10 protein-coding genes are annotated in these 11832 nt (G+C 55.9%); 4 read left to right on the top strand and 6 right to left on the bottom strand.

The genetic code is table 11. From position 1 onward, the window contains the following. Window positions 1-3: 3 nt before the first annotated feature. Both CC207_RS05200 and CC207_RS05195 read right to left on the bottom strand, forming a co-directional pair. Window positions 4-1254 (bottom strand): efflux RND transporter periplasmic adaptor subunit, encoded by a 1251-nt coding sequence (locus tag CC207_RS05200; RefSeq protein ID WP_010951455.1) that lies wholly within the window; start codon window positions 1252-1254, stop codon window positions 4-6. 68 nt (window positions 1255-1322) lie between these two features. Continuing rightward, window positions 1323-2594: a TolC family protein gene (locus tag CC207_RS05195; protein ID WP_143496067.1), complete on the bottom strand. Its 1272-nt coding sequence runs from the start codon at window positions 2592-2594 to the stop codon at window positions 1323-1325. 403 nt (window positions 2595-2997) lie between these two features. Here CC207_RS05195 and CC207_RS05190 point away from each other — a divergent pair, with 403 nt between their 5' ends. From CC207_RS05190 to CC207_RS05180, 3 genes are all read left to right on the top strand, one after another. Next, a complete protein-coding gene (locus CC207_RS05190) occupies window positions 2998-4341 on the top strand; it encodes an OprD family porin (protein ID WP_003253422.1) in 1344 nt (447 codons plus the stop codon). Between the two features lie 488 nt (window positions 4342-4829). Next, a complete protein-coding gene (locus CC207_RS05185; protein WP_003253420.1) occupies window positions 4830-5504 on the top strand; it encodes a heavy metal response regulator transcription factor in 675 nt (224 codons plus the stop codon). Between the two features lie 117 nt (window positions 5505-5621). Beyond that, a complete protein-coding gene (locus CC207_RS05180; RefSeq protein WP_010951457.1) occupies window positions 5622-5945 on the top strand; it encodes a hypothetical protein in 324 nt (107 codons plus the stop codon). Between the two features lie 101 nt (window positions 5946-6046). Here CC207_RS05180 and CC207_RS05175 read toward each other — a convergent pair whose 3' ends face one another. From CC207_RS05175 to CC207_RS05160, 4 genes are all read right to left on the bottom strand, one after another. Beyond that, the gene (locus tag CC207_RS05175; protein WP_088851690.1) at window positions 6047-6574 is read right to left on the bottom strand and encodes a hypothetical protein; all 528 of its coding nucleotides are present in this window, start codon (window positions 6572-6574) and stop codon (window positions 6047-6049) included. Between the two features lie 189 nt (window positions 6575-6763). After that, window positions 6764-8161, bottom strand: coding sequence for a hypothetical protein (locus CC207_RS05170; RefSeq protein ID WP_230491487.1), 1398 nt, complete (start codon window positions 8159-8161; stop codon window positions 6764-6766). Window positions 8162-8242: 81 nt separating this feature from the next. Then, entirely contained in the window at window positions 8243-8692 is a 450-nt protein-coding gene (locus tag CC207_RS05165; protein WP_011953113.1) for a hypothetical protein, read from the bottom strand. A gap of 700 nt (window positions 8693-9392) precedes the next feature. Further along, window positions 9393-10691, bottom strand: coding sequence for a sigma-54-dependent Fis family transcriptional regulator (locus CC207_RS05160; protein ID WP_062360041.1), 1299 nt, complete (start codon window positions 10689-10691; stop codon window positions 9393-9395). 246 nt (window positions 10692-10937) lie between these two features. On the opposite strand from CC207_RS05160, the gene CC207_RS05155 reads away from it, so the two are divergent. Beyond that, a complete protein-coding gene (locus CC207_RS05155; protein WP_062360039.1) occupies window positions 10938-11822 on the top strand; it encodes an MBL fold metallo-hydrolase in 885 nt (294 codons plus the stop codon). Window positions 11823-11832: the final 10 nt, after the last annotated feature.

Raw genomic sequence — 11832 nt, 5'->3', positions numbered from 1 at the left:
GCATCAGTGACCGTGTTCGGCAGAAGCTTTGCCGAGCTCGGACTTGAGTGTGAAGCTGCCACTGGTTGCTACCTGGGCGCCGGCTTCAATACCGTCGATGATTTCCACGTACCCATTGTCGCGGCGACCCAGTTTTACCGGGCGGGTGTCAAAGCCATCTGGGGTGCGTACGAATACCGAAGGTTTGTCTTCAACGGTCTGCACAGCGTGCTCAGGGACCGCTACGGCAACTCGATCGGTCTGGGAGGTGACCGCAATGTTTACGAACAGGCCTGGACGCCAGGCGCCGTTGGGGTTGGTCAAGGTGACGCGGACAGTAGCTGCACGGTTTTGCTCGCCCAGCAGGCTGCCGACATAACCCACCTTCCCTTCGACCTCGACGTTCATGTCAGGCGAAGAGACTTTCACTGCACGGCCAGTCGTGACCTTGCCCAGATCTGTCGGCGGAACTGCGAAGGTCGCCCAGACCTGATTCAGGTCGGAAAGGATGAAGGCGTTGGTCGCCTCGCTGACGACTTCGCCGACGGTCAGGTGTTTCTCCACTACCACGGCGTCGAAGGGAGCGCGGAGCTCGTAACGATTACCGCCAACGGAGTTAACCGAGGCACCGATTGCGCCGACCTTCTGCTTGGCGTTGGCCAAGGAGATCTCCGCTTCTTGCAGCGCTTGGCGTGCTTGGAGGTAGTCTTGCTCTGCAGAGATCTTGTCCTGCCACAGTTGCTTCTCACGTTCGAAGGTCACACGCGCCAGTTCGACGCGACGCTGTGCGGCCTGTTGTTCGCTGCGCAGGTCAGAGATCTGCTGGCTGGCGATTACCGCGAGGACTTGCCCTTTCTTGACCGTCTCGCCCAGGTTGGCCTGGACAGCCTCAACAACGCCAGGAACACGAGGAACCACGTGGGCAGTACGATCTTCGTCGAAGCGAATTTCGCCAGGGAAGCTCACGACGGTACCGAGGTCACGAGGCGCTGCAGCTTCCAGGGCAACACCAGCGGCCTTGATCTGTTCAGCGCTGAGCGTCAGCTTGCCCTCTTCTTCACCGCCCTCTTCGCTGTGGCCTTCTTCACCATGGCCCTCATCACCTTCCTCTTTGGCGGCAGATGCGGCTTTCTTTTCGTCGCCATGGCCATCGTTAGCGCCATGCTCGGCAGTACTGGCGGCCTGCTGTCCGGAACTGTTGTTCCAGGCAAGGCTGCCAAATCCGAGGGCTGCCACAGCGGCTACCGCGAGGGCGATCTTGCGTTTGTTATCCATTGCTACTCCTGCTGATCGTAGGCACCGGCTTGTTCAAGGCTGTGTGCCGAAGAAAATGTTTGGCCCGTTCAGCGAGTGCCGGCGGTTGAGCCGACTTCGCCATAAACCCTTTCCACCTGCGCACGCGCATTGGTCGCCGCTGCCAACGATTCGAGGTATTGGCCACGAGCGACGATCAAGGTGCGCTGGGCATCCAGCACTTCGATGAAACCGAATTTGCCCATCTCGAAGCCGCGGGTTGCGGTCTCTACGGCTTGTTGGGCTGAAGGCAGAATGGTCTTGTCGTAGGACTCGACCTCCTGCATGGCGGTGGACCATTGGTTCAACGCGGTTTGGGTTTCGGTGCGCAGGCGCAGCTCAACAGCATTGCGCTGGTCCCGGGCCTGATCTGCACGACGAGAAGCGGAAAGAATGTTGCCCTGGTTACGATCGAACAGCGGCAAAGGCATAGACAGGCCCACAGTGTTGACCCGCTCGCGCACAGAGCGGTCGTACTGGCTACCTACACTGACAGTAAGGTTCGGGATACGCTGAGCTTTCTCTGAGCCGAGCGAGGCATCGCTCTTGTCTATCTGCACCACGGCCTGACGCATTTCTGCTGTTTGGTCGAGCTTAGCCAGCAGATCTTCAGTGCGAGGTGGCAAGCCCGGGGAGAGGGTTGGCGATTCGAGTCGATCAAACACGGTGACTGAGCTCCCGGTAATTTGAGCGAGCTGTTGGTAAGCGGTCGCTTTTTCCGTTTCTGCACGTCGAACTTGCAGCTGGGCTTCGGCCAGTTGCACTTGAGCGCGGGTCGCCTCCACTGGGGACGACTTACCTGCGCGAACACGGCCATCGACGATGCGAAGACCGCGCTCAGTCAGTTCGAGAGATTGCTTGGCCAGGTCGAGACCTGTCTGGGCCCGCAACGCGGCGTAAAAGGCTTGGACGACATCTGCACGCAGGCCGTTAACGCGACGGTCTAACTCAAGCTGTGCGGCGGTCTGCCCGTATGTGGCGACGTCAACACGAGCCCCCCGCTTACCGCCCAGCTCAAGGGTCTGGCTGAGAGAGACAGTCGTCTGGCTGGTGTTACGACGGGTGTCTACCACGTCATACGAGATTGTGGGGTTGGGGATAAGCCCGGCCTGCTTGCGAGCACCATCAGCGATCCCAATTTCTTGCCTGGCCGCGGCCAGGTCTGGGTTGGCATCCATGGCCGTCGAAAGCGCCTGGGGCAAGCTGATGCTTTGGGCAAGGGCTGCAGGCGCCATCAACCCAGAGATGACTGCACAGAGTGCAGCGATCTTCCAGGGCGAGACGGGGGTCTTGGGTAAGACATTGCGGTTATACCGGGGCACTTTGATGGTCCTCGTGCACAAACTTCGATAAAGCTTGGCGAGAACGCCGAAACAGCTGCCAAGCCCCACTTGATTAGGTGATGGCACTCTAATGAGCGGTAGCTATCAGAGGGGTGGCTAGAAAATTACAATTCCGTAAGAATGTCCTGTAATGCCCGAAAATACTGGGAAACCAAACCCGACACGATGATTTCGTTACAAGCAACGGAGATGGCAAACACGCGGTGCGAAGGCCCGAACAACAGGTAGATGACGAAATTGTAATTTTCCTATCACCCCCCCGTTATCTTCGGCCTGCAAATATGAGCTCGCGCTACGCTAGGCGCGCCGCCTGGTCAGAACAATTAACGACACCCGCGCCGGTAAACATAATAAAAACTGCCGTGAATCAAAGGAGCATCGGATGAAAATCAAAGTACCACTGTATTTGGCGGCAGTTTCTGCGCTGTCTGGAAGCTATGCTATTTCGGCACAGGCAGAAGACAAGCCAGAAGGCTTCATTGAAGGCAGCAGCCTTACAGTGCTGAACCGTAACTTCTACTTCAACCGTGATAACCGCGACAGCACTGCCCCCACTTATAACAGTGGCAAGGGCAACACCAACGGCTACTCCGAAGCCTGGGCGCACGCGATCATCAGCAAATTCAACTCTGGGTTTACCCAGGGAACCGTTGGCTTTGGCGTTGATGCCTTCGCCATGATCGGCCTCAAGCTCGACACCGGTGATGGGCGCAACGGCGGCCGTAGCTCCTTCGACGTGCTACCCGTTGATAACAAGGGCGAAGCTCGCGACGAATACACCAAGGTCGGCGGCGCAGCCAAAGTCCGCTTGTTCGATACCATCGTGAAAGTAGGTGATGTTTTCCCATCGACTCCGGTCGTTGCATCCGGCGACTCTCGCCTGCTGCCAGAAAGCTTCCGCGGCGTGACCGTTGAGAACACCAGCATCCAAGGCCTCACCCTGCAGGGTGGTCGTCTGCATGCGATGAGCCAGCCGGTCTCAAGCAACCTGAACGACAACTTCGTGACGTTCTACGGCGGCCCGGTCAACTCGCCATGGATCGGTTACGGTGGCGGTGACTACTCGATCAACGACAACTGGACTGTGAGCGTCTACGCCAGCCAGCTGAAAGACGTCTGGAATCAGTACTACGCCGGCACCAGCGTGGTTTACCCGCTGAGCGACGATCTGGCGCTGATCGGTGGCTTCAACTACTACAAAGCCGTAGATGAAGGTAAGAAGCGCCTGGGTGAATTCGACAACAACATCTGGAGTGCCAAGGTCGGCGTGCGTTACGGTGCCCATACCCTAGCCCTGTCGCACCAGCGCAACAACGGCGACGACGATTTTGACTACCTGCGTCAGTCGGACTCGATTTTCGTCGACAACTCCATCCAGTACAGCGACTTCAACTCGCCGAAAGAGCGTTCCTGGATGCTGCGCTATGACCTGAACTTCACCAGCTACGGCATTCCAGGCCTGACGTTCATGACCCGCTACGCCAGAGGCTCGGGCGCGGATTACTCGAACGCTAACCAGTTCTACATGCGCACTGATGACAACGGCAACCCGCTCGACAATCAGAAGCGTTGGGAGCGTGACGTCGAAGTCAAATACGTTGTCCAAACCGGTCCAGCAAAAGATCTGTCCTTCCGGTTGCGCCAGGCAACCACACGTGCCACTGCATTCGAATCGGATCTGGATGAAACCCGTGTGATCATTGAGTACCCGCTTTCGATTCTGTAATTCGCTAACTGGACCAGTTATTCATTAACTGGTCCTATTAGTAAAACGAGCATTACGAATTCACCTTGAGTGGCTTAAGTGCTCCTTTGGTAAAAGGTGGATATTTGGCGCCCATTGGGCGCCTTTTTTTGCCTAAAATTCAAGTAGGCGTTCGATTGTACGCATCGCATGCCGGTGAAGTTCATGACTACACCAATGACCAGTCTCTTCAATGTGAGCGACCTCGCCGTCATCTGAGCGGAACGAAGCCAGCACAAAGAAGAAAATAACCCAATACTTCATAAGGTCAAATCACCTGCTGGAGAGAGGGCCCGCAACTGTCAAACCCAAACCGCGACAAGATATACCGCCAGACTATCAACTGTATTACCTAGAAATTACAAATCCGTCATTTGAGCCCCGGCACGCTCATTTTGATTTACCATCCCTTTCAATAATGCCGGCGCGCGTGCGCGGTTAATTGCTCAGTGATATCGAGACAAAATCCCATGCGAATTCTGGTAATTGAGGATGAAGTAAAAACTGCGGAGTATGTGCGTCAAGGTCTGACGGAATGTGGCTATGTCGTAGATTGCGTCCACACCGGGTCAGATGGATTATTCTTGGCTAAGCAGCACGAATATGAGCTGATTATCCTGGATATAAATCTGCCAGAGATGGACGGTTGGCAGGTCCTTGAGTTGTTGCGTCGTAAAAACTGCCCTTCCCGTATCATGATGCTGACGGCGAGAAGCCGGCTGGCGGATAAGGTCCGGGGGCTGGAGAACGGAGCAGATGACTACCTGATCAAGCCATTTGAGTTCCCTGAGCTGCTGGCCCGGGTTCGCGCCTTGATGCGCAGGTCAGATCACCCTGCATCCGTAGAGGTCATTCGCGTCGCTGACCTGGAGCTTGATCAGAGCCGGCACAGGGCATTCAGGGACGGTCAGCGCATTGACCTGACCACGAAAGAATTCGCGTTACTGCATTACCTGATGCGTAATACCGGTGTGGTGCTGAGCCGCACCCAAATTATTTCGCAGGTTTGGGATATGAATTTTGACTGCGACACAAACGTTGTAGAGGTGTCGATTCGAAGACTCAGAGCCAAGATAGATGACCCTTTCGAGACCAAACTGATACATACGCTTCGGGGCGTAGGGTATGTGCTTGAAAAACGATAGTTGCCAAGCTCTCTAGTACCGAAAATCCGCTACATGCTCCCGTCGCTTGCGAACTTGAGGTTTCTGTTTACGATCCGCGGCGCTGATTCCTCACTCAACAAATGAGGTAGGCTGTACATGAGGTATAGCATTGATTATCAGCAGGTTTCGCAAGGACAATCCGATGCCAGCATTGATGCCTGTCCAGCTGACATTGTCTTCAACAGCGACCATGGCCTAGCTCTTATCCCGTGCGTTGGCGATGTTATCAACCTCCCCTCTACGGCGGTCAAAGAAGGGGTTTGCGGCATCGTTAGATCAAGGATTTTCAATTATCTCAGAGGTCCTGAAGAGCTGTACTGTCACGTCAATATTCTCGTTGAGGAGGCGGACATCAATTTCGAAAGTCTCATCTCGGAATACATGCGCAATCAGTCACGTGCTCGCTCGCCTTCTTCATAAAGTCGAAGGCGGGCCAGTCCATTAATGGTTGTGTATGGGTGAGGGTTCAGCAGAGCGAGCGCCTACTGAGCACCAGAGATGAATAGTCACAGCCTAGTGGTTTAACGCGGTACTGCTGGTGTACGCAGGGCCGGACTCATTGTTTTTTGAATGGCGCATTGCAGCACATAGAAATATAAAACCCCGGAAGCAAATACGATTGCGGACAGATAAGCAAACTCAGAGTCTAAAACCCCGGAAACCATATGCAATTTAATCGTGATAGAACCCATAATAATTCCGGTACAGTACATGACGCCTGTGAACTGATTGCCCAAAAAACTCAGTATGCCGCTGAAGGCATTGTTCGCACTCAACAGCATTGCTTTCAGTATCGTCCAGCCGAGAACTGGCAGAAAAGCCTTGATCATGAAGGCGAATAACATCGACGATGCAAACAGTTTTATCGGGGTTTCTGCCCACGGCTTGATGGTGCCGTCTACTTCAACGCCGGTATACAAGATGATATTCAGAATAATCGCCATAAGGGTGCATATGCCGAGGCGTATCATTTCCCGCTTAAGCGGGGCCATCATTATCACTGCGTGAATCTTGTTTCCAAAGTATCGTTTTAGTCCTTGGATCGACATTTTTCTTCCTATGCTCTCGGGTATGACGCTGTTGTAGCGTTGTATGACGGTCATGCTTTTACCCGAAGAGAGGTGACGCTTCAACGGTCCTGAATTGCGCAGGGGATCTCATGTCCTTCCCCTGGCTGGGTAGCTTGCTGAGAAATTCTCATCTACCTGCGTGGCAACGATGCGGCCACCCCGCCGCCGTCAGAGCTCTGGAGGACTGGCTGCTGTCAGCAACTCATCGAGTGACGGAACCTTAGCGTTTGCACTGAGGACGAGTGTTCTGGATCGGAGTATGGATACATCAAAGAAAGATTCGCACTCGACTCTTCCGTTTACTTCTCTCCAGTGGGTGACTTCTGGTATCAACTCATTAGGCACCGGGTATAGTGCCATAGGGTTATGGAATACCTCCACTTCAGCAGACCACGGCTCGTAGCCATATTGCGGCCAGAGCTGACCGTAGTCGCTGGACGCTACATCCAACAGAAATGGGATACCTCGTGATGCTCCCGGAGAACGGTCGAAAAACTCACCAAACCGCAAGTATCGGTACCCGTCTAGATGAGCTCCACCTGAGATCGGCACTCGGCTGAGCTTTGGCACTGTGCAGGCATTGGTGAAAATGACCGCTGAAAGATGGGCATTTTCCATTAGCGTAAATAGGCCGTTGGGGCGCCCTGATAGCAGAGATGTCTCTTCCTCCACAGTTATCAGGTGCGTACCACGATGCGCAGATGAGTGAACTGCAAAGCCATAGAGATAGCTGATGAGCGACTCCCTGCTCCACAGCATTGAACTGGGCGCATGGAAATCGGCTAAGGCCAGAATGAGCGGCTTACCCTCCACGTGCGGTAGGGATTCGTAACGCTTGTCCAATTTGTTTTGGATGGTCCTCGCAAACCTTTCTGCAGCCGCTCCTAAGAAACGCTCATGTCGGTCAGCGGGTGGGGGGACCGGCGAGGCGCCAAAATGCTCATACCGCTCTTCCGGGTTGGCTGTCACTGCTTCAACCCAGGCCTCATCTCCCAGCCTATTCTCGATGTGAAAATCGGGTGATTCTTTAGGCTGGGTGACCAAGAGTCCCTGTTCACGAAAAATCGCTAATAGGTGGGCTTCCCAGAGGCGGGTGTGAAAATTCTCAGTCTGGCAATCGGGAACCCAATTTCTGTCTGGGGATGGCAGTGCGAGATACAGTTGATTCAGCGCCCACGCCCCAATACGGCGGCTTGGATCAAATAGTGATTTGAACACCACGCTTGGTGTGCGCTTACCCATTCTGCTTAGAGGAGCACGTCGTCGTTCACCTGAAGGGAGTGGAAGCGGATGGGCTTGGGTATAGAGAAAATGGCTGATTGAGGCGCGGGCTTCAGACTCGCCAGTGGTGCGCTCACTATGGCTGAGGAGCACCCACACGCTATCGACACGACGCCGCAAGGTGACAATTCCGAAGCTGCCGGCATGGATATTTCGGGTTAGAGCGGCACAAGAAATTCCGTCCTCACTAAGCCATGCCCCTACTGGCGGGCTGTCCCCAAACCCCAACCCTCGTGGAAGCGACAAAGCGATTAGATCGAACATCGGCGCAGCAATTTCTTTCATTCGCTGATCTCGGCAGCCGTCAAAATGCATTCCATCAATGCCTCGGAGCGTGCCCGCCGGCGATGGCATCGGTGGAGGTACCTATTGAAGAAGGGGGCCTTGTTCCACCAGGACATCTCGGTTGGTGAAGATGGTCTCAATGGTTGCAGCCTCGGCAGCCACATGAGTCTTTCGCGTGATCTCTTCAAGGGCCAGTTCGAGCCGGTAGTCTTGGAAATACTCGTACAGCTTTTCAGAGCTCTCGGATATCTCCTCCCCACCATTCTTCGCGAACAAGATGTGGATGATCGCTGCGAGTGGGAGAGAGATGTCGAGATCCTTCTCTTCTGCATCTGAATCCGAGTTCAAACCGTCGAAATACCTCTCCAGATGACTCTGGAGCTCCTCAAGCCAGAACTGAGATAGGTTGCTTGGAAGGGAGCTTTCAGGCCCGGTCAGAAGGACTTCATCTCTGAATAGAGCCAGCAGATTGGGGTTTGCCATGGAGGACCTCACGATTAGATTTGAGAGCAACTGGTCAGCATAGTCCACCTCAAGATGACCACCTCCTTGACGCCCATCCTGGTGCTCCTGAGCATCAGACGAGTGAATCGCCCCGAAACCTGTAGATACAAAATGACCGCTTCTCGCCGTTAGCTGCCTTTCTTGAAGGACAGCTTTGGGTCGATAGCGGCCTTCGTGGAGGTTGGTGTCTACGGGGTCGGTTTAGTCAATCTGAATCTCCGGTTTCACCTCCGTGAGGCCGGCCATCGTCATGCATCAGATCTTGATTGACACGCGTGCCGCTTTGGATAGCCTTGCAATTGAGGGCTGCAACTGCGCATTTGTCGGGCCTGGGTACCAGCATGAGCCCCCCGCAATTTTGGCAGCAGAGGAAGCTGGTTCCTCTGAAGTAGTGACGGCGGGCATTGCCAGTCGGATTCTGAACCCAAGGTCGCCAGACTAGGAGCTAAAGGATCGCTGCGACTACTCCTCATCCCTTACCGAAAAGTCACGCGTCGGTCGTAAACGGCCCTTTCCAGGCCAATCAACTTTTGTGATTGGTGAGTAGGGATTTCTCGGCTTTTCTGTGAAAAGCACCCCTTCATTTCACAAAAAAAATGGCGAAGATTCCAATTTCACGGGGTCTGGCCTATCACCTATTTTGTGAACCTACATCTGCGGGTAGTACAAGAAAGCCAATCCCCAGGGATTGGCTTTTTTTTTACCTTCATGAATGTTCCACGTGGAACTACGAAATCCCCAATGCTTTAAGTCGGCGGTACAACGTGCGTTCGCTCATCCCGAGGTGATCGGCCAATTCACTTCGGGAACCGCTGAAGGTTTCCAGGGCATGGGCCAGATCGGCCATTTCGTTCCTACGTCCCCGAACACCTGGTTGCCTTACAGTCGGGTGGATATCTTCCGGAAGATGTTCGGGACGAATCAGCCCATCATCAGCAAACAACCGCGCGCGCTCCAAGATGTTTCTGAGCTCGCGAATGTTGCCTGGGAATGTATGCAGGTTGAGGCAAGCGAGTGCTTCGGCGGTGACCTTGGGCGAGTGCTTGCCGGCCATGCGTTGCAGCAGACTCTCACAGAGCAACGGTAAATCCTCGACTCGCTCACGCAGCGATGGCAGGCGAATCGGGAATCCGCTGATGCGGTAATACAGGTCTTCGCGAAACGTCCCTTCGGCGGCCATCTCCTTCAAGGGCTTGTGCGTGGCCGAGACCAGGCGGAAATCCGAATGGACCGTGCGCGTGCTGCCGACCGGACGGAAGCTGCCGGATTCGATCAGGCGCAGCAGTTTCACCTGCATCGCCAGCGGTACTTCACCAATCTCATCGAGGAACAGGGTGCCACCGTGAGCAGCCTCGGCCAGGCCGATCTTGCGTTGAGTCGCGCCGGTGAAGGCGCCCTTCTCATAGCCGAACAGTTCACTCTCGAACAACGACTCGGTCAGCCCGGTGCAGTCCACCACCACCAGGGGGCCATTGGCACGGGGGCTACCCAGGTGCAAGGCGCGGGCGAACAGCTCCTTGCCCGTACCCGACTCGCCCTGGAGCAGTACCGGAATCTGCGCAGGGGCTGCACGTTGCAAACTGGCCACGGCGTTCTTGAAGGCTGGCGCCCGGCCAACCAACCCTTGTTGTTGAGGTTGTGCCGATGCCAGTGTGACGCTGGTCAGGCGTTCGACGAAGGCCACCACCCTGCCCTCGTCATCGAGGATCGGGCGCAGTTCCACATCCACATGCTCCGGCCCTCGCGGGGTGTGATGGATGTGCAGCACGCGCTCGGGCACTTTGCTGTCCAGCGACTTGCGCAGCGGGCAATGTTCCCCGGCTTGGTCGCAGGGCACGGCATAGTGGTGCGAGACCCGGTGGCATTTTTCGCCGATCGGCGCGTGCTCCTCGTTGCCGAACTGACGACGGTACGCCGCGTTGGCAGCCAGGATGTTGTAGTCGGTATCCAGCACGATGCTGGGTAGCACATCGTGTTCGAGGTAGGACACCAGCGCGAGGATCGCGGGATGGGAAGCGGCTAGCATGACAGCACCAGGTGAAGGACCTGGCGAGGGTAGCAAGGACTGCCAAACACTGCCATCGGCTGACAGTCGACTGCCAGGAACTGTCACCTTTGGCTGGCTGTAATGGGGCTGCTGCGCAGCCATCGCGGCACGAGGCCGCTCCTGCAAGGGGACGGCGTCCTATCTGAAGGGCTGGCATGTATCTTGATAAAGCACCCTTCACTGCCTATGCCTTCAAGGAGGCTCGGTGGATAACTGGAGAGTGCAATGATCATCGGCAACAACCTTCACGTCGAAGCGTTCTTCGACAAGGCGACCTGGACCATCAGCTACCTGGTCATGGATGGCGAGACGCGCCAATGCGCGCTGATCGACAGCGTGCTGGACTACGACCCCAAGTCCGGGCGCACCTGCACCGATTCGGCGGACAAGCTGATCGCCCGCGTCGAAGCGCTGGATGCCAAGGTGCAATGGATCCTGGATACCCATGTGCACGCCGACCATCTGTCTGCGGCGGCCTACCTCAAGGAGCGGCTTGGCGGCAGCATCGCGATCGGCGCGCAGATCACCCAGGTGCAGAAAGTCTTCGGCACCCTGTTCAACGCCGAGCCGGGTTTTGCCCGTGACGGCAGCCAGTTCGACGTCCTGTTCGAAGATGAGGAGGGATTTCGCATCGGCAACCTGCATGCCCGTGCCCTGCACACCCCTGGGCATACCCCGGCGTGCATGAGCTACATGGTCGAGGATGCGGGCGAGATCGCTGTGTTCGTCGGCGACACCTTGTTCACCCCCGACTATGGCACCGCCCGTTGCGACTTTCCTGGCGCCAGCGCGCGAACCCTGTACCAGTCGATCCGTCGCCTGCTCGCCTTCCCCGACCAGACCCGGCTGTTCATGTGCCACGACTACCTGCCTGGTGGCCGTGAGCTGCGCTTCGTCACCACCGTGGCCGAGCAACGCGCCGACAACATTCATATCCATGAAGGGATCAGCGAAGACAGCTTCGTGCAGATGCGCGAAGCCCGTGACAAGACCCTCGACATGCCCGTGCTGATCCTGCCGTCGGTGCAGATCAACATGCGCAGCGGGCAATTCCCCGAACCTGAAGCCAACGGTGTGAGCTACCTGAAGATCCCGCTGAACAAGCTGTAAGCCACGCCGT

Origin of the sequence: Pseudomonas sp. DrBHI1 (assembly GCF_002205115.1) — a bacterium.
GTDB lineage: Bacteria > Pseudomonadota > Gammaproteobacteria > Pseudomonadales > Pseudomonadaceae > Aquipseudomonas > Aquipseudomonas mosselii.
Note: the sequence above shows the minus strand (reverse complement) of the source record. Positions and strands in the feature narration are given on the sequence as shown.